Annotated in this window: 23 protein-coding genes and 3 pseudogenes; 14 read left to right on the forward strand and 12 right to left on the reverse strand. The window is 58.1% G+C overall.

Annotation, left to right across the window (positions count from 1 at the left end):
• Positions 1-3 precede the first annotated feature (3 nt).
• Together PCAL_RS00470 and PCAL_RS00475 are read left to right on the forward strand one after the other, a co-directional pair.
• A complete protein-coding gene (locus PCAL_RS00470; protein ID WP_193322752.1) occupies positions 4-1,449 on the forward strand; it encodes an elongator complex protein 3 in 1,446 nt (481 codons plus the stop codon).
• 30 nt (positions 1,450-1,479) lie between these two features.
• On the forward strand, positions 1,480-2,481 hold the full coding sequence (locus PCAL_RS00475) for a pyridoxal phosphate-dependent aminotransferase (protein WP_011848786.1): 1,002 nt from the start codon (positions 1,480-1,482) through the stop codon (positions 2,479-2,481).
• Here PCAL_RS00475 and PCAL_RS00480 read toward each other — a convergent pair.
• Together PCAL_RS00480 and PCAL_RS11525 are read right to left on the reverse strand one after the other, a co-directional pair.
• Positions 2,450-5,032 (reverse strand): WD40 repeat domain-containing protein, encoded by a 2,583-nt coding sequence (locus PCAL_RS00480; protein WP_011848787.1) that lies wholly within the window; start codon positions 5,030-5,032, stop codon positions 2,450-2,452. The two genes, PCAL_RS00475 and PCAL_RS00480, sit on opposite strands and share 32 nt — an antisense overlap.
• Before the next feature lie 60 nt (positions 5,033-5,092).
• A pseudogene (locus PCAL_RS11525) lies at positions 5,093-5,298 on the reverse strand (hypothetical protein).
• Between the two features lie 53 nt (positions 5,299-5,351).
• Between PCAL_RS11525 and PCAL_RS00485 the strand changes: the two are divergent.
• Positions 5,352-5,886 (forward strand): annotated as a pseudogene (locus PCAL_RS00485) (PaREP1 family protein).
• Here the strand turns inward: PCAL_RS00485 and PCAL_RS00490 are convergent.
• Positions 5,883-6,818 (reverse strand): hypothetical protein, encoded by a 936-nt coding sequence (locus tag PCAL_RS00490; protein ID WP_011848789.1) that lies wholly within the window; start codon positions 6,816-6,818, stop codon positions 5,883-5,885. The pseudogene PCAL_RS00485 and the gene PCAL_RS00490 overlap by 4 nt on opposite strands.
• A gap of 125 nt (positions 6,819-6,943) precedes the next feature.
• Between PCAL_RS00490 and PCAL_RS00495 the strand changes: the two genes are divergently transcribed.
• The 3 genes from PCAL_RS00495 to PCAL_RS00505 are packed head-to-tail and all read left to right on the forward strand — an operon-like array spanning position 6,944 to position 8,531.
• Complete coding sequence (locus PCAL_RS00495; protein WP_011848790.1) at positions 6,944-7,297, forward strand: hypothetical protein; 354 nt, start codon at positions 6,944-6,946, stop codon at positions 7,295-7,297.
• Positions 7,298-7,347: 50 nt separating this feature from the next.
• Entirely contained in the window at positions 7,348-7,875 is a 528-nt protein-coding gene (locus PCAL_RS00500) for a hypothetical protein (protein ID WP_011848791.1), read from the forward strand.
• Between the two features lie 29 nt (positions 7,876-7,904).
• Positions 7,905-8,531, forward strand: coding sequence for a hypothetical protein (locus tag PCAL_RS00505; RefSeq protein ID WP_011848792.1), 627 nt, complete (start codon positions 7,905-7,907; stop codon positions 8,529-8,531).
• Between the two features lie 77 nt (positions 8,532-8,608).
• Here PCAL_RS00505 and PCAL_RS00510 read toward each other — a convergent pair whose 3' ends face one another.
• A complete protein-coding gene (locus PCAL_RS00510; RefSeq protein ID WP_011848793.1) occupies positions 8,609-8,977 on the reverse strand; it encodes a hypothetical protein in 369 nt (122 codons plus the stop codon).
• Positions 8,978-9,144: 167 nt separating this feature from the next.
• Between PCAL_RS00510 and PCAL_RS00515 the strand changes: the two genes are divergently transcribed.
• The 4 genes from PCAL_RS00515 to PCAL_RS00530 all read left to right on the forward strand — a co-directional run bounded on the left by PCAL_RS00515 (position 9,145) and on the right by PCAL_RS00530 (position 11,284).
• Positions 9,145-10,260, forward strand: a complete 1,116-nt coding sequence (locus PCAL_RS00515; RefSeq protein ID WP_011848794.1) for a hypothetical protein — start codon at positions 9,145-9,147, stop codon at positions 10,258-10,260.
• A gap of 2 nt (positions 10,261-10,262) precedes the next feature.
• A complete protein-coding gene (locus PCAL_RS00520; protein ID WP_193322754.1) occupies positions 10,263-10,472 on the forward strand; it encodes a hypothetical protein in 210 nt (69 codons plus the stop codon).
• 6 nt (positions 10,473-10,478) lie between these two features.
• Complete coding sequence (locus PCAL_RS00525; protein ID WP_193322755.1) at positions 10,479-10,715, forward strand: hypothetical protein; 237 nt, start codon at positions 10,479-10,481, stop codon at positions 10,713-10,715.
• A 122-nt stretch (positions 10,716-10,837) separates the two neighbouring features.
• Complete coding sequence (locus tag PCAL_RS00530; protein WP_011848795.1) at positions 10,838-11,284, forward strand: hypothetical protein; 447 nt, start codon at positions 10,838-10,840, stop codon at positions 11,282-11,284.
• Between the two features lie 161 nt (positions 11,285-11,445).
• Here the strand turns inward: PCAL_RS00530 and PCAL_RS00535 are convergent, their stop codons facing one another.
• Entirely contained in the window at positions 11,446-12,687 is a 1,242-nt protein-coding gene (locus tag PCAL_RS00535; RefSeq protein ID WP_011848796.1) for a tRNA(Ile)(2)-agmatinylcytidine synthase, read from the reverse strand.
• Between the two features lie 1,371 nt (positions 12,688-14,058).
• Positions 14,059-14,871, reverse strand: coding sequence for a TroA family protein (locus tag PCAL_RS00540; RefSeq protein ID WP_011848798.1), 813 nt, complete (start codon positions 14,869-14,871; stop codon positions 14,059-14,061).
• A 132-nt stretch (positions 14,872-15,003) separates the two neighbouring features.
• On the opposite strand from PCAL_RS00540, the pseudogene PCAL_RS00545 reads away from it, so the two are divergent.
• Together PCAL_RS00545 and PCAL_RS00550 are read left to right on the forward strand one after the other, a co-directional pair.
• Positions 15,004-15,623: pseudogene (locus PCAL_RS00545) on the forward strand (PD-(D/E)XK nuclease family protein).
• A 419-nt stretch (positions 15,624-16,042) separates the two neighbouring features.
• A complete protein-coding gene (locus PCAL_RS00550; RefSeq protein ID WP_193322757.1) occupies positions 16,043-16,624 on the forward strand; it encodes a hypothetical protein in 582 nt (193 codons plus the stop codon).
• Here PCAL_RS00550 and PCAL_RS00555 read toward each other — a convergent pair.
• On the reverse strand, positions 16,589-16,870 hold the full coding sequence (locus tag PCAL_RS00555; protein ID WP_011848800.1) for a hypothetical protein: 282 nt from the start codon (positions 16,868-16,870) through the stop codon (positions 16,589-16,591). The two genes, PCAL_RS00550 and PCAL_RS00555, sit on opposite strands and share 36 nt — an antisense overlap.
• Before the next feature lie 70 nt (positions 16,871-16,940).
• On the opposite strand from PCAL_RS00555, the gene PCAL_RS00560 reads away from it, so the two are divergent.
• Complete coding sequence (locus tag PCAL_RS00560) at positions 16,941-17,570, forward strand: YkgJ family cysteine cluster protein (RefSeq protein WP_011848801.1); 630 nt, start codon at positions 16,941-16,943, stop codon at positions 17,568-17,570.
• Here the strand turns inward: PCAL_RS00560 and PCAL_RS00565 are convergent.
• From PCAL_RS00565 to fbp, 5 genes are all read right to left on the reverse strand, one after another.
• Positions 17,565-18,509, reverse strand: coding sequence for a 2-oxoacid:ferredoxin oxidoreductase subunit beta (locus tag PCAL_RS00565; protein WP_193322758.1), 945 nt, complete (start codon positions 18,507-18,509; stop codon positions 17,565-17,567). The two genes, PCAL_RS00560 and PCAL_RS00565, sit on opposite strands and share 6 nt — an antisense overlap.
• A 2-nt stretch (positions 18,510-18,511) precedes the next feature.
• The gene (locus tag PCAL_RS00570; RefSeq protein WP_193322759.1) at positions 18,512-20,413 is read right to left on the reverse strand and encodes a 2-oxoacid:acceptor oxidoreductase family protein; all 1,902 of its coding nucleotides are present in this window, start codon (positions 20,411-20,413) and stop codon (positions 18,512-18,514) included.
• 112 nt (positions 20,414-20,525) lie between these two features.
• Entirely contained in the window at positions 20,526-20,831 is a 306-nt protein-coding gene (locus PCAL_RS00575) for a hypothetical protein (RefSeq protein ID WP_011848804.1), read from the reverse strand.
• A complete protein-coding gene (locus tag PCAL_RS00580) occupies positions 20,819-21,406 on the reverse strand; it encodes a MarC family protein (RefSeq protein ID WP_011848805.1) in 588 nt (195 codons plus the stop codon). Before PCAL_RS00580 ends, PCAL_RS00575 begins: the two co-directional genes overlap by 13 nt.
• Before the next feature lie 105 nt (positions 21,407-21,511).
• Positions 21,512-22,711: a fructose-1,6-bisphosphate aldolase/phosphatase gene (fbp, locus tag PCAL_RS00585; RefSeq protein WP_011848806.1), complete on the reverse strand. Its 1,200-nt coding sequence runs from the start codon at positions 22,709-22,711 to the stop codon at positions 21,512-21,514.
• 44 nt (positions 22,712-22,755) lie between these two features.
• Here fbp and PCAL_RS00590 point away from each other — a divergent pair, with 44 nt between their 5' ends.
• The gene (locus tag PCAL_RS00590; protein WP_193322760.1) at positions 22,756-23,214 is read left to right on the forward strand and encodes a GNAT family N-acetyltransferase; all 459 of its coding nucleotides are present in this window, start codon (positions 22,756-22,758) and stop codon (positions 23,212-23,214) included.
• Positions 23,215-23,253: the final 39 nt, after the last annotated feature.

The following is a 23,253-nucleotide window of genomic DNA, read 5'->3' on the forward strand; positions in this document are numbered from 1 at the left end:
GGCGTGGAGAAGCCGTTGCGATTTATTCGGGCCGCCAGCGGCGTACACGTCGTGGCCGTCATGACGCACCCCATGCCTTGCCCAGGCCGTTGCACCTTCTGCCCAACTGCCAGAGACGCCCCCAAGTCCTACCTCTCCGACAGCCCAGTGGTGCTGAGGGCCAAGAGGAGCGGCTACGACCCCTACCTCCAGACCGCCGGCAGAGTCAAAGTCTACCTTGAAAACGGCCACGTGCCCAGCAAAGTAGAGGTGGTGGTGATGGGGGGCACCTTCTCCGCCCTGCCCCGGGGGTACAGGGAGTGGTTTGTGGCAAACGTCTACAAGGCGCTCAACGACTACCCCAACTGGGCGGCCAAGGCCGCGGAGTCCCCCTCGCTGGAGTTTGAGCAACTGCGCAACGAGGCCGCCCTCCTGAGAATGGTGGCGCTAGCCGTGGAGACTCGGCCGGACTACGTCGACGAGGGGGAGGTGGACTTCCTCCTCCAGCTGGGCGTCACCAGGGTGGAGCTGGGGGTGCAGTCCATCTACGACGACGTCTTGGCTAAGGTGAAGAGGGGCCACGGGGCCAGGGAGGCCGCGGAGGCCACTGCCCTTCTAAAGGACGCGGCGTATAAGGTGTGCTACCACCTAATGCCCGGCCTCCCCGGAAGCGACCCAGACCGGGACCTCGAGATGTTCAAGACAGTGTTCTCCGACCCGGCCTACATGCCAGACTGCGTCAAGATATACCCCCTATACGTCGTGCCGGGGACTGAGCTCTACGAGCAGTGGAGGCGCGGCGGGTACAAGAGCTACGACGAGGAGACTTGGCTAGAGCTCTTGGCCAAGATCTACGCCTCTGTCCCCAGGTGGGCCAGAGTCATGAGACTCGGCCGCGACATACCTCTACACCACGTGGTAGATGGCCCAAGGTGGGGCAACATGCGGCAGGTGGTGTTGAAAAAGATGGCCGAGGTGGGCCTCCCCTGCGTAGAGATTAGGTGCCGCGAGGTTGGGGTCAAGTTAGCCAACGGGGCGCCGGTGGAGCCCGGGCCAATTGAGATCAAGAGGGCGGTCTACGAGGCGTCTGGCGGCGTCGAGGTGTTTTTAGAAGCGGTGGGGCCCGACGACACTCTATACGGCATACTAAGGCTTAGGATGCCCCACGCCCCCAGGCGCCCAGAGCTCAGCCGCAGGACGGCCCTAGTGAGAGAGTTGCATGTGTACGGCCCGGCGGTGCCCGTGGGGGAGAGGGGAATATGGTGGCAACACATGGGCATTGGGCGGAGACTCATGGCGGCGGCAGAGGAGGTAGCCAGAGAATTCGGCGCGCGCAAGGTGGCTGTCATATCTGGCGTGGGGGCGCGGGAGTACTACAGAAAGCTTGGCTACGAGAGGTGTGGGCCCTACATGTGCAAGCCCCTAGAGAAGCCGCTGGGGCATGCAGACGAGGAGCTCATAACGGTGTAGAGGCTTATAAATCCCCTAAATGGGCGACGCGTGTCTCTGCCGCCCCCGGCAGGGGTAATCAAGCTAGACCAAAACGAGGTCCCAATACCCCCGCCCCAGCATGTGGTAGAGGCGGCGGCGCAGGCCTTGGCAGTGGCCAACTGGTATCAGCCAGCTGCGCTGTACGACGAAGTCAGAGCCCTCTACGCCGAATACGCCGGCGTGGCCCCCGCCCACGTGTGGCTCTTCCCAGGAGCAGACGACTTCTTCGAATACATACTCCACAGGGCAAGGAAGGTGGCGGTTGTGTCGCCCACATACTTCCTTTTTGAAGACCAGGCGAGGTTCCACGGTGTGGAGCTCCTCCAGACCCCGCTCAGGGGGGAGGAGTTCAAGCTAGACCTCGCCGAGTTTCTCTCCGCGGCCAAGAGGGCAGACGCCGTGTATATAGACAACCCAAACAACCCCACGGGGCAACTCCTCCTACGGCCGAAGGAAGTGGAGGAGGTCCTGGCCCTGGGGAAGCCCACGGTGGTAGACGAGGCATACTTCGAGTTCTCCGGCGTCACCGTCGCGCAGTTGGCCGAGGCGTGGCCGAATCTTGCAGTGGTGAGGACGATGTCTAAGGCCTTCCTCCTCGCCGGTATGAGGGTGAGCCCAGTCATCGTAGGCGCGGGGTACAGGCTCCACTACAACACCGTGAGGTTCAGAGTGTCTCTCTCCTCCCTCGCCGCGGCCCGCGCCGCATTGTACAACAGAGGCTACGTGGGGGAGGTGGTGAAGATTGTGAAAGAGGGCGCCGCCTACCTCCGGGAGGAGCTCGCCCGACTGGGGATAAAGGCATGGCCCACATACGCCAACTTCATCTTAGTCAAGGGCCCCCCTGGCCTCGCCGCCGTGCTGAGGGAGTACGGCGTGTGGGTGAGAGACGAGGAGCAGAGGCTGGGCCCCGGCCACGTGCGAATAACAGTGGGCACGCCTGAGATAAACGCCCAGCTCGTCAGAACGCTGAAGACTGTGCTTAAAGCTTCTCTACCTCAGCCGTCAGCTTAGCCAGCCTCCTCCGCCTAATAAACCAGACGAGAAACGCGGCGCCGGCCGCCCCGCCCCCTACAGCCACCAGGGGGACCGGGTCTAGGCTCCACACAGCCTCAAAAGTGGTAGACGCGACGACAACGGGCATCTGTGGATAGTTGTAGACGGTGCCAGTGGCCTTGTCCCGCCAGCCGGCGAACACCCAGTGCAAAGGCGGCGGGGACCAGACGTCCATGGGCGTGGGCACGACGCCGGCCACGCCGCCCTCGTCTACCCACATCTGTGGGGGCACTTGGCCGTAGGCCGAGGTGAAGTAGACGAGGTACTGCCTCTTCGTGGTGTACGTTATATTCAGCGGTCTGTCCACCCGCACTACCAGCGGCACCTGCGAGCCGGCGGGTCGCCCGTTTATGACCCACTGGGCGAGCACTGTGCGGACGTTGCCCCTGGACTCTATGGGCGTGGGGATAGACACAGTGACGTTGGCCCCCCTCTCCACCCACGTGGCGTTAGGCGGATTGGCCACGTATGCCGGCGGCGCCGTCCACACTCTGTACTGAACCACGTACTTCGGCCTAAGCGAGAGCGGGCCTTGCACAGTCCGCACAACCTCAAGCGCCCGCTCCTCAGGCGTAAACTCCAGCCCAGCCCACCCCACAAAGGCCAGCCTAGTCCCATTCCTAAAGTCGTAGAACTCAGGCGCCTTAAACACCACGGTAGACCCCACGTCGGCCCACAGCTGCGTAGAGCCGTTGACAGAGGCAGGCCAGGAGGTGGAGACCAGGGCCTGCGGCACGTACACCCCCTGCGCGGAGACCGGGTAGGCGGAGACCTCGGGCGCGGGGCCGGAGGCCACCACGTTCCCAGAGCCGTCGAAGACCACCACTAGGTCGAGCCTAAGCCTAGCAGTGGCGTTTATCTGGACGTACGGCGGTAGCTCCACCCTGTAAACTGCCTTAACGGACACCGGCTTATCCACGTTCACCGTCAGAGAGGGCGTCGGCACGTCCAGCCTCCTCCCATCCACCACCCAGCCCACCAGCCGCAAGACGCCGGTCGACACAGGCGAGTTGTAGACGGGGATCTCCACCCTAGGCTCGGCGTAAAACGCCGCAGGGCCGCTAGCCCAGGCCGGCCCTCTGACAAGGCCCGCGGGCTCCACAGAGATGCGGTACTCCAAGGCGTACCGCACTGGCACATGCTCCGCCAAGTCGCCAGTGACCTCGAGCGTGACGTTCCTCAGAGGCCTACACCTCACGTCTCCAAGGTACTTAAACTGGGGCTCCACCGATATCTTGCTTACTGGCACCAACACGTCCTGCGCCCCAGACACCGAGTAGGCGTAGACGGCCTCGCCTGCCCTCACCACAACGTCCACCGGGAGGCATTGCTGTGGCGCGTCGGGGACAATTCTAACGCTGGCAAGTCTAACCGGCGTGACGGAGTCCCAAGTCTCGTAGGCGAGGGCCCTCCCGTTAAACGACGCGGCAAGAGAAGTGACCGGCCTGCCCGCGGAGATCCGCGCCACCTCCCTCCCCTCTTTAAACACCACTACGTGTCCCCCGAGAGTTCCCACGGCGACTATAGACCCGTCCCCCGAGGAGTAGACGGAGAGCGGGGGAGCGGGGAGGGGAGCCCTCCACGCGACGGACCCCCTCCTAATGGCCACAAGCTCGCCGAAGGTCCCCACGAAGACCCACTCCCCATTCTGACTAACGGCAAAGGGCACCCGAGGCGTGTCAATGCCGTACTCCACTGCGACGGCGGGAGCAAACTCTAGCCCATACGGCGCCACGTACACCTTCGGCACATCGACCTTGGAAAAACACGCCGCCACAGGCGAGCCGTCCAAAAGCACAGCCAGACCAAGCACAGAGCCCGGACAAGAGAAGACCTTGGACACGGAGGAGCCCTCCACTTTGTACACCTCGCCCCCCATGGTGCCCGCATACAGCGCGCCGCCGTCCCGCGAATAGGCCAGCGCAGTCACCGGCGACGGGAGAGAGGCCTTAGAGACAACTTTCCCATTCCTCAGCACGTACACCTCACCCCCCATAGTGCCCACAGCCACGTCCACACAGTTTGTGGCCACTGCGGTGGCGTTTACCTGCGGCCCGAGGGAGGTGGCCCACAGAGGGTAGCCATAGGGCGTGTGCAGAGAGACAAGAGTCGACTTGTACACCCCCGCCAAGGCCACCGGGGGCAACGGAAGCGTGAGGTTGAGTATAATAGGAACAGTCTTCGACGTAAGCGAGACGCCGTACTGCCTCAACGCATTTATCAAGTCGTCTGATAGCGTGGCTGTTGTGGGTATCGATATCGTGACGGCAACCCCCTGCGTCTGCGTGTAGTAGACGTACGGCCTATTCGCCACAGCGAAGCACTTGCCCACCGCGTCGGTGGCCACGAGCGGGAAAACCGCGTCTAGAGAAAACAGCGAAGCCCCATCTGCGCCGAGAACTCTGACCGCGCCGGGGGACGCCCAGTAGAAGGTGTCCAGCGCCTCCGTGGGCAAGACGTAGGCAAGGCCCACAGCCGCCAAGACCAGAACCACAAGAAGAAGTCTCATAGGAGCCCCAACTCACAAATTTATATACGCTACGGTGTGCAACGCCAGGGACAACGCCGCCTAGACCACTAAAGACACGTTAGCCCTCCTCATAAGCTCCCTAAAATCCTCGAGGTCAAGCCCGGCGAAAAAGCCGCCCGCCTAATATCCCCCGTCTCAATATAGTAAAGGAGGGCCGCCTTAAGCCGGGGAGGCAGACTCTCAATAAACGCCCAATCCGCGTACCGCTTTCTAGCCTCTTTCTCGGCCTCAACCCATTTTTCCAATGACAAAGACAAATTAAGAATGTAAGTTGTAAAAACGCCAATGGAACTGGCAATTGGGCGCCCAATCCCCTAAGCCCTCCTCTGCAGATTATGCTTCTGCCCGCCTTCTTGAGGCGGTTGGCGGAGGCCAAGCGGGCGTTGGAGTTCCTACGCCGAGACTTAACACGCAACACGGCTGGTAAGGCCCTCCAAGCGTGGAGAGCCGCCCTAGCCGCTTTGCTTAGGCTGTAGCTGGACAAGCTCAAGACCCTGGCCAAGACGGAGGAAGAGCTGCGTTGGCTAGAAGAGAGGGCAGTCTTCCTTGTCCCCACTACTAAGATGGTGCCCCTCTCCCAGCTGTTGGAAGAGGCGGGGCACGAAGGCGTCTTGTCGGACACAAGCCTCGCGCTAGACCTCCACGACTATCAATGCCACGGGCCCGACCCCGACATGGCGTTGAGCAAGTACAGGACGAGGGAGGAGGCCGCCGCGGCCGTCAAGGTCTTGCTGAGGCGCGTGGCTGCGCGCATAGGCGAGGCCCGCCCCCGCTCGGCGGAGGTAGAAAAGGCGATGAAGAAGCTAGAGGAGGAGCTGAGCCGCGTCGCCTAGAGGGGGAGGGGCGTGAGCTCCCTAGACGCCTCGATTAGCCACACCCCCAGCTCCCTCGCCTTCTCAACCGCCTCCGGCGACGCGTCCATGCAGTAGAACACCTTGACCACCCGCCCCTGGAACTTCTCGGGCCACATCCTCACAGCCTCCTCCACCCTAGCCACAAGCCTCTCCACAGCCCCGGCGCTAGCCCTAAGCTTCACCTCGCCCACCACGGTCACGCCCCCCGCCGCGCAGTACACGTCAAACTCGTACTCCCCATCCAAGCGGAGCCTAGACGCCCTGCACAACACACCCCGCTGCTTCAAAAACCACACCACATAGTCACGAGCCACCTCCTCCAAAGACAAAGCAATGTCCTCCACCTGCTCCTTAGTAGCCATCTTATTCTCCAGCCGCCTTATATCCTCCTTAGTGGCAAAGCGTTCCAAGTCCTCCTTCGTCGCAAATTTTTGCAAGTCTTCCTTCGTCGCCATTCTAGCCTCTAAGGCTTTTAAATCCTCCTTAGTAGCCATACTCTCCTCCAGGCGCCTTACCTCTTCCCTCACCACCGCCACGTCTTCCCTTGTGGCAAATCGCTGTAGATCCTCTTTAGTGGCGAAACGCTCCAAGTCCTCCTTTGTGGCCATTCTGGCCTCTAGGGCCTTGATGTCGTCTTTTGTCGCCATGCGGGCTTCCAAGGCCCTTAAGTCTTCTTTAGTCGCCATTTTTGTCTCCAACATCTTGATGTCCTCTTTCGTGGCCACGTTTAGCGGTATTGTGATCATAGCCGCCAGCTCGGCGGCAAGCCTAGCCCTAGCCCTCGGGCTCCTCAGCAGGGTCTCCACAAGCTCCTCAGCCCCACTATCGCCAATAGCCTCTAGCAGAACCCCTCTGAGAAACTCCCTATCCTCCTCCGCCAGCCGCTTGAGAAGTCTCTTAAACTCCTCCACAACACTTACGAGAGGTATAAAAATAACTTTATAGCCACTGGAGATCAAGCCCGATTACGGCGAAGCCGCCAGGTGCTCGTAGCGACATATAACGCAGGGCATAAATTACTACCCCATGTAGCGACGTGGCACGGCGAGGAAGCGGACGGATAACGTGGGGCGACGTGAGGCGGGGCATAGTGTGGTTCTTCGTTACTATCTTCTTCGCCGCGTTTACCTGGTTTATTGTAACGGCCTTCTTCAATTACTACTACACGCTTAATGTGACGCAGTATGTAGTCAACTTCCTTGATCGCCTCGTCGGCCAAGGCCTCGCCCTTAATTACACATGCAGTGCAAGCCCCTGTAGAATCGACCTAGGCCCAGGTGACAAGGTGCTGAACTTCACCGTAGAGAACCCCACCTCGTCGCCACTGGTTGTACTACTAAGAGGGGAAGGCGGAGCCGTTGCAACCGCCGCTGTGCACGGTTCAAACTGATAATACGTTTCACAAAGTCTCTTGAGGCAGAGTTTTATCCAACAAATGCGTTGACCATCGTCAATCCCACGGAAATAGGGGTAAACGAATCCACGACTGCAGAAGTGGAGGTGGTGCCCCTCTTAAGCGTTAACACCTTCTTACTTGTGACCTCTACCGTTATAGGCGTTTTAACTTCATCGCTTGTATACAACCACATAGCCAAAAAACCTCTCGCAAAGATCTACAACGGGGGACCGATAAGGTGGGGTATTATATTGATAATGACGCCACTACTGTTCTTTATCACTGGTTACATTGTAGTATATTTTACGAGAGCACATGACGTGAGACTACTTCTGGCATATCTATTAATTAAAATGCTCTACCCGCTCATGTTTATATACGGCAAGCTCTTTGTACTAAAAAGTGGGCTCTCCCTACACGCAAAAGCTAGCGTCTTCCATATTGTAGATATATCTTGGGTGCTCTGGATTGTTCACTGGGCCTTTGACCCCCTAACCGCCCTCTCCTTCATGGGACAGAATAATACAGCCAGCTGCAAGTCTCGCATTTCTTATCATTACTCACAGTATTAATCTCTGCCACTCCATTTGTCTTACCATTAATGCTCCCCCTATTTAGGCTCAGGACGCTACTCCTCTTCATGCCCTTCGCTCTCAACTACGAGCTGGCGGCGAGGGAGGAGTTCTGCAGGCGGACACGGAGCCGTCTCGTCGCCGTGGCGCTTGAGGCAGAGGGGAGGGTCTACAGGGGCGTGGTGACGGCCTGCGACGGGGACGTGGTAGTCGTAGAGGGCAAGGAGGGGGAGTACGTGGTGCCGTGGAGCAAGGTGGACCACGTGCTGGAGGCCAGGGAGGTGGCAGACCTCGGGAGGGGCGAGGCCAAGGCCCTGCTGAAGAGGGCTGGGAGGGGAAGCGTCGTGGTTGTGCATAGGGGAGGCGCCGCGCCATACCTCTACATATGCGCCGAGGGGAGGGACTGCGAAATAGCCTTCGAGGGGAGACTTCCCGTTGCCGGCGGAGAGGCCGTGGGGCGGGGAAGCGCCGTGGTGAAGTGCGGCGGCAAGAAGGTGCGCCTAGACGCGGCGCCAGGCGACGCGGCGGAGGGCACAGCCCACTACACATGCCCCACGAGATTCAAAGTCGCCGTGGTGGCCCTTGGCCCCACCCGCGTAGAGCCAAGAGGGTGCTGGCCAGCAGAGGAGTCGCCCTACGTCATAGAAAAGGCGTAGAGCGGCAGAGGAGTCGATATACCGTTAAAGCTTATGAGCCCCCTCGTGGTATAAGCCACTACTCTATAGTGTCAGGATTATTTAGGTTGTACAGTGGCTGTGAATAGGGCGACTGCGCCGTTGCCAAGGATCACGCGGCCAGAAACCACTTGGCCTGGGGTAAGCTCCACGTCTATCTTGCCCTTAATAGTGTCGGGCCCTGTAACGACTTTTGTCAAAGGTTTCTGGATGCCGGCGATTTCCACGCTGAGAACCTCTACTCGGCCCACGACCTGCGGCACCACCTTCAGCTCAAACGACCCGTCCTCGTACACCTTTGCCTCTTGCACTACCAATACCCCGCTTGGTTGCCTAGCTGTTGCAAATGCGGTATAGATGTAGCCGCCTACGGCGATTGCCACCACCAACACTAATGCCAGTATTACCGCGACTTCAAGAGATGTCATATACCGTTCAACGTACCCTACTTAAGTGTTTTTCGCATAATTACGGCGGACGCCCCACCCTGTCGATGCCCAGCGCCGCTAAAAGATCTAAAGAGCTGTAGCCCATGGGAAATGCCCGGGATGTCGCCACCGTCACATAGTTATAAAATCTCGTGGCAACGTTACCCATGGGGAAGAGCTTAGTCGCTGTCGCCATTGTCGCAGTGCTGTATTTTTCGCTCTCGCTCTGGTTTGCCATAACCGTGTTTTCAACCTATGCCTCGACGTACAACACGACCAAGTACATCACTGAGGTATTGAGCGCCATTGATGGACACCGCCCATCTTCAATACACTCCTGCTTGACCTCATGCAATGTCGCAATGGGGGGCCCTCACGTCCTAAACATTGCGGTGGACAACCCCTCCGTGTACCCCCTTGTGCTACTGGCGCGAGAGACACGCGGCAACGCCACAGTCGCAGTAGTGGCCTACGGCGCTCCCGCTATTTCAATAGAGTTCAACAACACGCTAGTAGTAACACCCTACCCCACGCACCCCCTCGTGGTTGCAAAGCCCCGGTACATAATAGCGGACAAGTCAGCGAGCGCCAACGTAGAGACGTTGCAGATCTTAGACGCAAACATGGCCGTGGCGACCCTCTCGCTGTTGGCTGGTGTAATCGCATCAGCGCTCGCCTCAAGCCACTTTGCCAAAAAGCCCCTTGCGAAAATGTACCACGAGCTTTACACAGCCCCGTGGAGACACCTGCTGTTCCCCTCGCTACTTGCGGCAGGGCCAGCAATCCCCATCGCTCTCGCCCTCTACCAAGCAATGCGTCCATCGCTGGGGGCGTACCTCCTCGTCGTGGGGCTAAAGCTCGTCTACCCTCTCTTACACGCTCTCTTCAAGGCCTACGTCTTGTCCAAGAGGCTCAGCCTTGCGGACAAGGTCGGCGTCTTGCACACCGCCGATCTCTTCCTAGTGTTCTGGGTAGTCCACTGGGCGTTTGACCCCCTCACGAACGTAGTGGCGGCAAACTGGGAGTTAGCGTATATGCTGGCCAGCATCGCCTACGCCGCCTCGACGTTTCTACTCGTCGTCGCCACATTTCTGCTCCCAGCCGCGTTGTTGCCCTTCTTTAGGCTGAGGACGCTACTCCTCCTCGTCCCCTTCGCCCTCAACGCAGAGCTCGCGGCCAGGAGAGAGCTCTGCCAACGGGCGCGCGGCTCCCTCCTGTGCGTTACTTTGACGGCAGACGGCGAGAGGCACAGCGGCGTAGTACCGCATGCAACGATGACGTAATTGTGTTAGAGGAAGAAGGGGAGCACGCCCTGCCATGGGGCCGAGTGGACACAGTCACCGCCGTGAAAGAGGTTGCGGAAATAGGCCGAGAGGAGGCGAAGGCCCTCCTCGCTAAGCTGAGAAATGAGCTCATGCGCAAAGTGGGGCTCAAGGCCGCGACTAAGGGGTACATAGTCGTCGTCAAGAGGGCCGCTCCACATGACTATATATAGGTCTATGTGGACGGCGGCGGGTGCCGAGCGTCCTTCGACGGTAGGTTGCCCACAGTCGCCAAAGAGGCCGTGGGGAAGGGCGGCTTCACCGTTGAGTGCCACGGCAAGTCCATATGCATGGACGTTACGCTGGCGCAGTCCAGCGATGACGTCATGTGCTACAAGTGTAAAGCCGACTTAGTCATCGTCGCCCAAGGCCCCAATAACCCCACCCCCACAGACGAGGAGTGCAATGTGCGTTAGATGCCTCACGCCGCTAAAGCACACCACAGCGCAGGCCGCACACACCGCCCGCCGAGCCATGCCTACGGTGGAGTAAGCGAGGCACACCACAAAATATTTATTAAACCACGTTTCAAACGCACATGCCAAAGGCAAAAGGTATGACATCCCTAGAGGTGGCAATAATAGTCGCAATAGTGCTAGTAATCGCGATAGCGGTTGGCTGGTACCTATACACCACATTCTCCTCAGCCTCACAACAAAGCGGAATTACAGTGACCGAAGCAACTATCTATGCCTCAACCAGTGGTAGTACAACTACATACACACTTGTCATGAGACTAACACCCCAAGGAGCAGCTCAAGTTGCAATAGACAGAATAGAGATAGCGGGAAAACAAATGAAATGCACCAGCGGGAATATTATACAGAGTCCTGGAGAGTATTATGTTACGCTAAGTGGTATAACGTTGTCTGTCGGCCAAGTGTTGTCGGGCAGAGTGGTACTGCAATCTGGCGCTGTGGCGCCATTTACAGCAACTGTAGTAGCTGGCACGTATACGGGTAGCAATCAAATCGTCTGTAGCTAAGGTTAGACCCGGCTAAGTCCACTCATTTTTTCATATCTTTTTCTTCTGAGGGTCTTCCTTAATGGTGATTATTCCGTTCGTAGTGCTTACAGGTGAAAGTTCTGGAAGTCTACGTAATGCTTGCCGTTTCTGAGTACGTTAAAACTTATGTGTAACTACGCCTACTCTATCCATTGGACGTTTTGGGGTGTGTAGTGGTTGGGTAGTGTGGTGTCTAGGTTGGGTGGTTTTAGTAGGTGACGCCACTCGGCTGGGCGGGGGAGTATATACTCGCTGGGGGTCACGTCGAGCACCCACAGGGTCTCCGCGACGTAGTATATAGTTCCGCATTTGCGGCACTTCCAGCCTTTTCCTCTGCCGAGGCTTTCTAGGGAGCCTCCGCAGTGGGGGCACCTCTGCCTGATCTTGACGTAGCGGCCGTGGATGTGGGCGCGTTCGACGTATAGGTATAGCGACCCGTGTCTGGGCTTTAGGCCGCCGTAGAGCTCGACGTAGCACCCGACGCACTTCTCCAACGCCGTGGCTAGTGGGCCTAGGTGGCGGTAGGCGGCGAAGGGGAGGCCGGTGTCTAGCCGGCCGACGACGTGGCGGGCCTTGGTGCGCCTGGCCTCGGCGATTATGCCCTTGGCGATGTAGTAGGAGTAGGGGTGGGGCTCGTCGTATATTACGCCGTGGCGCAGGTGGGCGTCTGTGGCTTGGTTTGTGCGGAAGATGGCCCACCCCGCCGGCCGGTACCCCTGCCCCTCTAGGAGGGCCTTGGCGTAGAGGAGATGGTGTGGGGTGAGGCCTCTGATGCCGTAGTAGACTGGGTCGGGGCCCCTCGGCTGTATCAGGACTCTGCGGCGGTCTAGGTTGTGGAAGGTGAAGGGGTAGGTGAGGGCCTCCATTGCCTTCACTAGGCTCGGCGGTATCTCGGCTCGGTCTCCCTCGCGGTAGGCCAACAGCTCGAAGGTGGACTCGCGTAAGTCGGCGCCGATGGCGGCCACTGCGCCTATTTTCCCCCTGCCGCCCCACGTGGTTGCCCCGGCCCGCTCCGCGGCGCTTAGGCTGACCACCTGGGTTAGGGCCATGCGGTAGAGGACTTTGGCCCTCTCGGGGACCTCCCCAACGGCCATGGCGATGCCGGGGTCTGTCTTCCCCTCCCGCCTGGCCAGCGCCGTGACTACCTCCACGGCGAGTCTCCAGAGCTCGTCGGGGTCTGGCACGTCCAGCGCCAGGGCCACCGCGGCGTTGCCCCTGGTCTTGAAGGGGATGTTGGGGTTTAGCCGAACCAGGCGGGGGAAGTCGAGGAAGGCCTGGGGGCCCCACCTCTTCAGCACCTCTTTTGCGAGGACGTAGGCCACGTAGGTGGTGCAGCCCCCGCCGTGGCTGTCTGTGTCGTCGATTCCCAAGAAGACGCGCACGTAGACAAGGGGCGGGGGGTTTAAGTGCCTACAGCCGCCCCTCGCGGCGGCCTTGGCCCGTCGCCCCGCCTCTACTCCACAGTTGCCAACATTGTTTAGAAGCTTCTCTACCTCTCTAAACGCAGATATGCTGTTCAGAAGACGCTACTGTTGTTCCTTCGGCGAGAGATTGTTTAAGAATCCGTGCATCTGATTTACTTGCTGAAAGCGGATGAAGGGCTCAGTCCGGCCAGGCCGGTCACAGGTCCGCACGCGTCCAGATTCCTACATCATCGCCCAAAATTGATCCTGTGTGGCCTGTATAACGTGTGCAATTACTAGGAAAGTGTGGCTGGCTGCGGTGGAGCGGGATATACGCCAAACTTAATGCCAGTGATGTCTTACAGTAAATCAGCAAACCTATACATTGTTTATCTCCCTCTGCCCTAGGCAATCTGGAGAAACGGCCCGTTTACCTGGGCGGGGAATATCCGTTGGGGTCGTGTCGGATGTCCACTGGATTTCTGTGGCGTGGTATATAGCGTCGCCCCTCTCCACAGCGGTCCTTGCCCTCTTTAGCTCTGCCTTGAGAAGAGCCGTCCCCACTGGTACTTGACGGTTTCTGTGAACGCCGTGCCGTGGGCTTCGCAAGTGCCTCTCCTCTGGCCTCTTTAGCCTACACATGGCGGGGCCCGCCTTTAGGTCAGATTCTCTCGCCGTTCTCCCGCCGAAGCGGCGGCGCCTTTAACCCATCGGCGCGCCGTAGTTGAAAAGCGGGGTTCTAAGGTGGTACAAATAGTGAACACGAGGTAAAGTGAACGCGGCTGTTAAGTCTGAAGAGATGCGTATTTCAGTGACCCCCTCACTTCTACCCTGTCTACACTTGTTTTAAACCGTGTACTACGCAGTGGCACGTATCTGCGCTCCGAGGAGTTGGCCATGGAGGGGGAAGAAACTTGACTGCAAAAGGGGGACGTCCTTGCATTTCGGAAAGACTCATCGGGGGAGGGGACGATGAAGGACTTGGCAAGGAGTTCCTGCCCGAAACCAGGCCAGCTGACCCCCCCTCTCCATATATACTATTTGCGGATTTAGAAAAATTTTCTCCTTTTCTCCGCTAACGCAGTATTCGACTTTGAGCGTTAGTTTACAGTCGCCTTGGCGGCGGCTGTGCGCTAATTCCAGCCTCCTTAGCCTTAGTATCATCTCGGTGGGGGGTTTGGAGGGTCTGGGAAGCGTTCTTTAGGATAGGGGGCCTAGTGCGAGGAATTTGTCTATGGTCCCGTCTTGTGGCTCCTCCGCACAGGAGTGGTGTGGGGGCTTGTCTATCCAGTATGTCCCCTTGGCTAAGACGTAGCTCTCTCCGCCTTGTGCGACGTGTATAAGGCCGCTCTACAGATAGGGCCTGTACCATGGGTCTCTTAGGGAGGGGCGCTGGGTGGAGGAGGTTTCGCCTACCCAGGTCTGGCCTTTTACGGCGGCTTGTGCCACATTTCTTATGTCTAGGGGTAGGGATGGGCCGTAGTGGGCTAGGGTGTCGTTTGGCGTGGCTACGTGTGGGCGGCTTTTTAGGAGTTGGTGCTCCGCGGGGGCGAGGGCTTTGCCCCGCGCCTCGTATATGACGAAGTTGGCCTCGTGGAGCTCTTTGGGTGGGTCTTGGCTGTGTTTGAAGACGCAGGGTGGGGTCTTCGCGTATTTTAGGCCGGCGGCTGTGAGGGCGTCTGCGAGGTAGGAGTTTCTGCAGGCGAGGTCGTACACGCCGAGGTTTATCACGGCGACTACTCCTTCGAGGATTGGGGGGCCTCTTAGGAGGTCTTTGTACACCCCCGCTATCCAGTCTCCCTGCTCGTCTTTGTCGAAGAGGCGGGCGAAGAATCGGAAGATTGCGGCCACGTGGTCGACGCTGGTGGGGGTCGGCACTGCCACCACCGCATTGGCGGCCGTGGCGGCTTTGTCCAAGAGGTGAGTCTGGACTGGGTGGTAGAGTATGACGAGGTCGGGCCCCATCCTCTTGACGGCGTCGAAGTTCATGTCTACGAAGGTGCCTACTATGGGGGCCTTCATGAGCTCCCGGGGGCGGTAGGTGAAGGCGTCGCGGCCCGCCAGCTCGACGCCCAGCAGGGCCAGGAACTCGTTTACCGAGGGGTTCAGCGACACTACCCTCTTAGGCACCCCGTCTACCTCGCCGCGGAGAATCACGGCCATGCCCGCTCTCCACTTTTTATAATTGTCCTCGCACAAGCGCGCCTTGCTGGCGGCTGTACGTCCCCGGGGACCGGTTTGAGGCTGAGGAGTTCGGGGGCCGTAAGGCATAAATAGTGCGGAGGGCATTTTGTCGTGGAGTTTGCCCAGCTTAAGGCCGCTATTTTGAAGTTGCTGAGGGAGGATGAGGAGTTTAGGTACGCAGTGGGTGGGCTAATTGGGTTGGAGGAGATTCTGAGGAGGCTGGACCGCCACGGGGAGGAGTTGGTGAAAATTTGGGAAGAGCTGGCAAGGCTGAGAGAAGACATGAACAAGGGGTTCGCGCAACACGAGGAGGAGTTGGCCAAGCTTAGGGCTGAGACAGAGAGGGTGTTTCGCCGTCTTGACGCGCTTGGCGCTAGGTGGGGGGTGATGAGCGAGGCGGCGTTTCGGGAGGGCCTTCGGGGCGTTGACGAGAGAGAGAGCTCGGTCTCAGAGTGGAGCGTTGGACGGCGTACGACGGGGAGGGGAGGGTGTTCGGCTTCCCCAGCGAGGTGGAGGTGGATCTCGCCGTTAAAGATGGCAAAGTTATTCTTATCGAGATTACGTCCCACGCCAGGGCGCCCGACGTGACTATCTTCAGGAGGAAGGCCGACCTATACGCCGAAAAAGAGGGCAGAAGGCCAGACAGGCTGATAATAATCACCCCCTACGCCGAAGAAGACGCGAAGAAGGCCGCAGAGAGGTTTGGAGTCGAGATTTACACGGGGGTGTAGGCGCCGCGGCGGCGTTGCGAATTTAACGTTAGATTCCCCGTTGTATAATCGGGGACCTTAATAGCCTAAGCTTGGGGTGACCTTATGTTGTCTCTAGGCTTGGTGAGGAGGAGTTGGACCTGTTGACTTCGCAAGTGGGGCCAGATAAGGCGGCGGTGATAGACAGTGCGCTTTCTGCTGTGGCTGGGGAAAGATATGCCGTGCTCGAAGTTGTTGAGAGTTTATGGGGGCGATGCGGAGGGAGCGGTGGGTCACCTTAAGTGGATTAAGCCTTGTGTCTCTGACTGGCATGTGGACAGAGCTGTTTCTCTTCTGAAGAGACTTGGGCTGTATGCAGAGGCCCAGAGCGCATTTGGATGGCGGTGCCGTTGTAGATAGAGGCCTTTAACGCAATTGCCAGAGGTTTGTTCAAAGCGTCTTTGTTAAACTCTGGATCTGTCAGCAGTGCAGAGATATACGCGCTTGAGAAGCCGCCGACGAGCAACTGGCGCCCTGTCGAGGCGCTTATGTCGAACGGGGTCGAGGTTTACCTCCCTACGATGGAAGAGATGGTGTTGTATCTAATTACTACAACAGGCTTTAGTAAATTAGCCGAGTTTGATCCTAATGGTATTGTGATAGTCTCATATGCGCTGGCGGATCGGCTGTGCTCATATCCTCTCACCAAGGCGCTTCTCAGTAGTAGAGAGCTCAGGGTAGGGAGGCTGAGGGTGCTGTCGCCTGGCGAGGTAGAGGGGGGCGCCGCGTACCCCCGCTTCTGTTGGGGTATTGATCTTGCCCCCTACCCGGGCCTCGCCGCGGTCTCATTGGCCCTGTTTGGGGGCCGCGTCCCCGGCTGGTTTTTACCCCCGCCTTTCGGCGGCCCGCCGGGGACCTCCGCGGGCGGGCGGGAGGTTCCAGGGGCGGCCCGTCTCCGGGCTTGCCCCGTTCCCCTCGGCGCCCCGCCTCTCTGTGGGTGTGGGTTTTTAACCTTTCCAGAGGCCTATGGCGAGGCCTATTAGGAAGGCGGCTGAGGAGTATGGCACTGCATCTTTTAGCCACTGGGCTTGGGCTATGGCGTCTTTGGCGGCGTAGCCTATCTGCTGTAGCACGGCCGCCACTTGGTTGGGGGACGTGTAGCCGAGGGCGGCTAGGGCGATGAAGAGGGCCAGTAGGACTAGGGCGGCTGAGAGTAGGCGCTTGGCTAGTATGCCCACTAGCAGGCCTATTATGAAGGGGCCTGCCAACGCGGCGGCTTGCTCTAGCACGTTTCTCCACCCTTTCTGCCTTTTATCTTTTTCGCTTAAAGTATAAAAATGGCATGCGGGGGGCGGTGGCGTGGAGTTTCGGTGCGTGCCTGACTGCGCACTCTGTTGTAGAGCTAGCCCCGTGACTGTCTTGCCGCATGAGGTGTATGTGCTTCAGAAGGCTGCTGGGGAGCTGGGGGTGTCTGTGGTCTTTACCCCGGCTTACAAGGTGGCTGACTTGAGGTCGGGGGTGCGCGTGGCGTTGAGCTACTTGATGCACCTCGACGAGGAGGGTAAGTGCCCCTTCCTCGAGGGGACTAGGTGTAGGGTTCACGACATATATAAGCCGTTGACTTGCCGCTCGTTTCCCTATCTGCCGAAGGTGGTGAAGTACGAGCTTGACCCAGTTGCCAAGGAGGTGAGGGTGGACGTGCGGTTTGTTATTTCTACTCTGTGTCCAGTGGTTAAGAGGGACCTCTCCCCCTCTGATGTGGTTAAGATGGCCGACGTGAGAGTGGCTGTGAAGTATGCGCCGAGGGAGGTGGATGTGGCTGTGTCCACCTTGGAGAAGCGTATGCTTTATGCGAGAGTCTTGTCGGAGCTTTGGCGTAGGGGGCTTGTGGAGCTCGACGAGGATAAGTACCCCTTCCTCCCAGTGGTAAACGGCTTCGCCTTTATACGTAGGTTTTACCCTCAGCTCACCTTGGAAAAACTGTTATAGAATTCTGTCGGCCAGTAGCTTCTCTAGGTCTACTACTGGCCGTCCGTCTACTTCGATGGGCTGTATGGCGGGGGGTAGCTTCCTATAGTGTGGGTCGTATATGGCCTCGTACCGCTCTTCGAAGGTTGGGACGAGCTCGTTTTTGTAGAATATGCCGAGTGGGAGTCTGTCTCTCTCCACGATTTTGTCCAGCGCCTTGCGTATCTTTATGTCTACCTCTTTTTCGTCGTGTACCACGGGGTCCCAGGTGGGGTCGGCCTCCTCCAGCTTGTATATCCTCTTCTCGTACCACTCTCTTGTCATGACGTTGTTGTAGGTGACGCAGGGGCTGTATATTTGGACAAAGGCTGACCCCTTGTGCCTTATGGCTTCTACTATCAGCTTGGTGGTGTATTTTATGTCGTAGGAGTAGCCCCTGGCTATGAACGTGAAGCCGGCGGTTAAGGCGAGGAGGAGCGGGTTTATCTCCGACTGGGGGTTTGCCTTGGGTATCGCCTTTACCTTTATCCCCGCGGGCAGTGTCGGCCCTGCTTGACCCCTCGTGAGTCCGTAGACCGAGTTGTCCATCAATATGACGGTCATGTCTATGTTGCGTCTGCCCATGTGGAGTAGGTGGTTTCCGCCTATGGCCATTAAGTCGCCGTCGCCGCCTACCACCACCACCTCCAGCGACGGGTTGGCCAGCTTTATCCCCATGGCGTAGGGGATGGCGCGGCCGTGGATGGCGTGGACGCTGGTGGTTTTTACAAAGTGAGGGAGTCTCGAGGAGCACCCAATGCCAGAGACTAGGACGACTCTGGAGGGGTCTAGGTCCAGCTCGGCGAACGCGTTGTAGACGGCTTGTAAAACGCCGAAGTGTCCACAGCCGGGGCACCACTCGGGGGGCCTCACCCAGCGGTAGTCGGCGGGCGTACGCCTTGTTTGAACCACAGTGGCCATGTTCACAAGTCCGTTTCTATTTTAATAATCTTTTCCCCAGCCTTAAACCTCTTGTAGGCATCCACTACGTCGTCTGTCGTTACGGGCCTCCCGTTGAACTTAACAGCAACTGCTGTGGGCTCTATGCCTGCAAACATGCGGCTCGCCAAAGCAAGCTGGGCGAGGTAGTTGTTCTCAATGAAGAGGGTCTTCTTCCCCTCCAGGTGCTTCTTGACCAGGGGGGCTGGGAAGGGGTAAAGCATCTTCACGTAGAGGAAGGCGGCGTCTCTCAGCTCCTCCAATGCGGAGAGCACCGCGGGCTTGACGGACCCCCACCCCACGATTACTACCTCTGCGTCGGGGGGCCCAAAGTAGGCCAGCTTATCCTCTGGGGGTATCTCCTCATCTATCAACTTCATCTTTGCCATCCTTCTCTCAAACATTCTGGCAACAATCACGGGGTCCTCCTCTGGGTCTCCTTCGGGGTCGTGTTCGAGGCTGTTTAAGTGGAACACCGCGTTTGAGACGCCGGGGAGAAGCCTGGGGGGCACAAGCGAGTCCAGGGGATAGGCCTCTGCCTCCTTTGTTTGAGGAAATACGACAGGCTTAACGGCGTCTATGCGCACTTTGGAGAAGTCGGGAAGAGGCATCACAGTGAAGGTGTTTGAGAGGTTTTTGTCTACTAGGTGTATCACTGGCACTCTGTACTTCTCGGCCCAGTTAAAGACCTTGACGCTGTCGTAGAAGACCTCCTCCAAGTCCCCGCTGGCGTAGACAATCTTGGGATACTCGCCGTGGCCTATAAAAGTCGCCGGTAGCAACTCCTCCTGGGCTTGCCTCGTCGCCTGGCCTGTGCTAGGCCCTGCCCGCATCCAGAGCGTCACCACCACGCCTACTTCCATCATGCCTGCCATGGAGAGGGCCTCGGCCATGAGGCTGAAGCCGGGGCCGGAGGTGGCCGTGGCCGCCCTAGCGCCGGCGATGGCGGCCCCCGTTGTCACCGCGATTGCGCTCAGCTCGTCTTCTGCTTGGAAGGCAACGGCGCCCACTCTTTCCAAGGCGGCTAGCTCGCCTGCGTCTTTTCTCACTGGGAATGGGATAAGTCGCTCAAAGGTCATTGCGTCGTCGGTGGCTGGGGTAATGGGGTAGTATGAGACAAATCTGACGCCTCCCGCAATTTTGCCGTAGGCAGCGGCCTCGTTGCCGTTCCAAAATACCCTCTTCACTTCGACTCTCCTGGGCTGGAGTGTCGCAATTCTCTTGTCCACAAGTCTCATGGCCTCTACGGCGACTCTCCTGTTCTGTTCAATTACCTCGGCCTTTTTGCCTAGGGCGAACTCCACGCCTCTGGCCACATACTCCTCCCCCAGCCCCAGGAGGCTCATGCCGAGGGCCACGACGAAGGTGTTGACGAAGCGTGCCAACATGACGGGCGAAGTGACGCCTATCTTTCTCCCGATTTCGGTAATTGACTTGTTGTAGGGCACTCCCACGGCTTCTACGCCGTTTTCCCTCAAGTATTTTACAAAGTTGCCTACGGTGGGCTCGAAGCCCCTCTCTTTTGCAAATTTCTTAAGCCGTTCGGCAAGGGCCTTAGACATCATGTTGTAGCTGTCCGGCGTCTTGGTCTCCTCTTCGGTGTTATACACGAGGTAGCTCCCCCGCCTCAGGTGGAACACGTGTTCCAAGACGGCGTGGCCGTCGAAGGTGAGGGCCATGTCCACTGTGTTGCCGGGCGCGGGGGCTGGCCAACTCTCGGAGATTGTGCCTACCACATAGCTGTGGCGTCCCCCAGCTATGTTGCTCCAGAACTCGCGCCGCGCGTATATGTAGTATCCAGCGGCGCCCACGCCGTATATAAACATAAAAGACGCGGTTTCAACTCCTCTGCCTTGCGGCCCGCCTATTAAAAATCTTATTTTCATTAACTTCAACATTGAATGGAATATTTATATTTTTTGTCTTGTTAACCTTTGATTAATCTTCTAATGCCTCGGGTCATAATCTGAAAATCTCTTATACATGAATTTATAAATTTTATTTTCTACAGTCAATGTAGATAATTTTGCCGAGCTGGCTAAACTCCAAGGCCTCTAGAAGCCTTGCCTCTTCTAAGTCTTCGCCTTCTACGACGGTGTACTTAAATCCCACAAGCTCGGGGGCAAAGGAGAGGCCGTATTTTATCGACGATATGAGTTCACCTAGCCCAACCCCCTGCCTTACCACTACCACGGCGCGGGCGTTCAACGCCTTGTACAAGCCGCACTTCCATGCCAAGTAGAGGACAGGCCCGTCGAGGCTCTTCAACGCGTCTAACGCCTCCCAGTGGGTCAAGATTTGCATGCCACATTCCTCAGCCCGGCCAGCATCATTTCCACGGCCACGGAGGCTATGATAAGCGACATAAATCTGCCCAGTAGCCTAAGCGGCGTGGCGCCTACATATTTCACAACTCTAATTCCAACAATCAACGTGGCGGCTACGGCCGTTGACGCAGCCATGGCGGCCGCTAGCGCGAGTGCAGCGCCGTACTGCGACGACATGATGATTAAGGCGGTTATAGTGCCGGGCCCGACGATGAGCGGAGTGGCCAGCGGCACCACCGCCTGCTCCTCGCCGATCTCCAGCTTGCCCACGTACGAGCCTGAGGTCAGAGTGGTGACGGAGATTACCATCAGTATTAGGCCTCCCGCAATTCTAAAGCTGTCTAGGCTCACTCCAAAGGCGGCGAGTATGTAGCTGCCGCTTAGCGCAAACAACGCCGTCAGGAGGTACACAACGACAATTACGACAGCGGTCACTTTCCTAATCTGCGCCGGGCGCTCTACTGCGAGAGGGCCCACTATGGCCAATTTCCCAATGGGGTTCATTATTGCGTACAGCTGAGCCACGAGGCCTAGGAATTCCAGGGGCGTCACGCGCCTCAGGCAATGGGGGGTTAAATATCTGCAACGCGAGTTTTCGTCACAGCTCAGCCCTCACGCGCCACTTCACCCAGTGGGAGATGGGGCGTGGGTTAAAAATTAGTCGTGTTGAGAGTGCTCGACGGGGGTCCCCTTGATGGCCTCTTCCACGTACTTCCTCCGCTGCTTCTCGTACTGGTCGGCTGGGTAAGACTTTATCTTGGCCAATATCTTGGGGAGGGCTGTGTACTCCATCTCCTCAGGCGGCAGGCGGTGGGGCTGGAACGGGCCCATGCGCCTTATGTAGTCGGCGATTTGCGCGGCTACCTGTCTCACGTAGTCGAAGGCTGGGTCGTCGAACATGTCCACTGCGCCCTCTAGATAGCCCTCGTGTAGCTGGAAGCCCAGGGCGCCCACCTTGGGAGGCCCGTCGAACCTGGTCATCTTGGGGCCTATGGCTATCCTCTTCTCGGGGTCTATGTGGTAGAACTTGGCCGGCATTAGGGGCCCTGCGTGGCTGCCGCGCATCCAGCCGTGGACTAGGTGTGGGTGGGCAAACGCCTCCAGTATCTCGCCCACGGCGGGGAGGCCCGACTGGGCCCTGACCATCATCACTGGGTCGTCTTTGCCCACGTACCTCCCGGCTATTAACGACAGTCTCTCTACGCTGTTGGCGGCTGCCGGCGCGCCGTCCGCCCGCCTAAATACCTTCCTCACGATGTACCTGCCCGTGGTCCCTATCAGCCCTAGTAGGGAGTACGCATCCTCAGGGGTCTTGAGCAAGTAGACTTTGTGCTCCACTACGTCTAACACCTCGAATAGGAAGCCCTCGTGCATAGACGGGTCTATCACCAGCCCCGCCGTGTTGAACGGGTCTGCGAACATCTTGTACAGTGGGAGGTTAAAGGCGCCTGGCTCAGTCTTGTCTGCGGCAAACGCTATCAAGGGCTCGCTGGGCCTCTCGTCGAACTCCATCTCGGCCACCTGGGGCCCCAAGCCTCTTATGTTGCCAGAGAAGGCGTCTTTCAACAAGTCTTGCCCAGCGCCGTAGAGTTTGTACTTCTTGGCCACCTGCTCTGTCACCTCTTTAAACGTCTCCCACGCCAGGCCGTGTATCTCTGGGTTATCTTCGCCCTTGGTGTGAGTCATTAGTAGCGAAATGTCGTCGCCTACATTGTACACGAAGTAGTCAATTATGACCCCCCGCCTCTGGGCCTCCCTGAGCTTAGCCGCGGCGTATTCGAGCATCTTTGGATGCACATGCGCGTGGCCTGGGAAGCCGCCTACGTCGGCCTTTATTATTGATACAGTTACCTTCATGGGGCATTAGTTCAGTGTTATTTAAAAGCGTTTTAGTAGAAGTCGTGTACCTCGACTATGTCGAAATCACAGGAGTTTACTCAGTAGTAGGCGAGTTCTATAAACAAGTGTCTCAGGAAAGCATGCGACTTAGGTTTCTCCACTTGGTATCAGACGTCTCGTACGTGTACAAGTACTTGTGGAGTAGGGGATGTCAGACCTTTCTAGTTTACAGAGACAACGAGAGCGTCGGCGTTGTCGACGTCACTCCGTGTGGCGACGGAGCTGAGGTGGCTATTGTAATCGCCGATAGGCACCAAGGCAAGGGGATTGGGACAGCCGTTGTTTTCGACTTTGCGGATAGGCTTAGGCGTATGGGGTTTAGATACGCGTTTGCATATGTTTCTCCAGATAATTATAGGGTGCTGGCTATTGCGAAAAGGCTGGGCGCCCAGGTGAAGTGTAGAGACTTGTGCGTTGTGAAGTACGAGTTTTACAGAGGCGCGGCTGAGGCCTGCGTGTAGGAAAAGCTTTTATACTCCGTAAATGTGGGCGTTGATGTC

Origin of the sequence: Pyrobaculum calidifontis JCM 11548 (assembly GCF_000015805.1) — an archaeon.
Classification (GTDB): domain Archaea; phylum Thermoproteota; class Thermoprotei; order Thermoproteales; family Thermoproteaceae; genus Pyrobaculum; species Pyrobaculum calidifontis.

Coding starts and splice junctions, on each gene's coding strand:
- PCAL_RS00480 (WP_011848787.1), bottom strand. CDS start 5,032: ATGAGACTTCTTCTTGTGGTTCTGGTCTTGGCGGCTGTGGGCCTTGCC.
- PCAL_RS00505 (WP_011848792.1), top strand. CDS start 7,905: ATGCTCCCCCTATTTAGGCTCAGGACGCTACTCCTCTTCATGCCCTTC.
- PCAL_RS00510 (WP_011848793.1), bottom strand. CDS start 8,977: ATGACATCTCTTGAAGTCGCGGTAATACTGGCATTAGTGTTGGTGGTG.
- PCAL_RS00515 (WP_011848794.1), top strand. CDS start 9,145: ATGGGGAAGAGCTTAGTCGCTGTCGCCATTGTCGCAGTGCTGTATTTT.
- PCAL_RS00530 (WP_011848795.1), top strand. CDS start 10,838: ATGCCAAAGGCAAAAGGTATGACATCCCTAGAGGTGGCAATAATAGTC.
- PCAL_RS00540 (WP_011848798.1), bottom strand. CDS start 14,871: ATGGCCGTGATTCTCCGCGGCGAGGTAGACGGGGTGCCTAAGAGGGTA.
- PCAL_RS00565 (WP_193322758.1), bottom strand. CDS start 18,509: ATGGCCACTGTGGTTCAAACAAGGCGTACGCCCGCCGACTACCGCTGG.
- PCAL_RS00570 (WP_193322759.1), bottom strand. CDS start 20,413: ATGAAAATAAGATTTTTAATAGGCGGGCCGCAAGGCAGAGGAGTTGAA.
- PCAL_RS00575 (WP_011848804.1), bottom strand. CDS start 20,831: ATGCAAATCTTGACCCACTGGGAGGCGTTAGACGCGTTGAAGAGCCTC.
- fbp (WP_011848806.1), bottom strand. CDS start 22,711: ATGAAGGTAACTGTATCAATAATAAAGGCCGACGTAGGCGGCTTCCCA.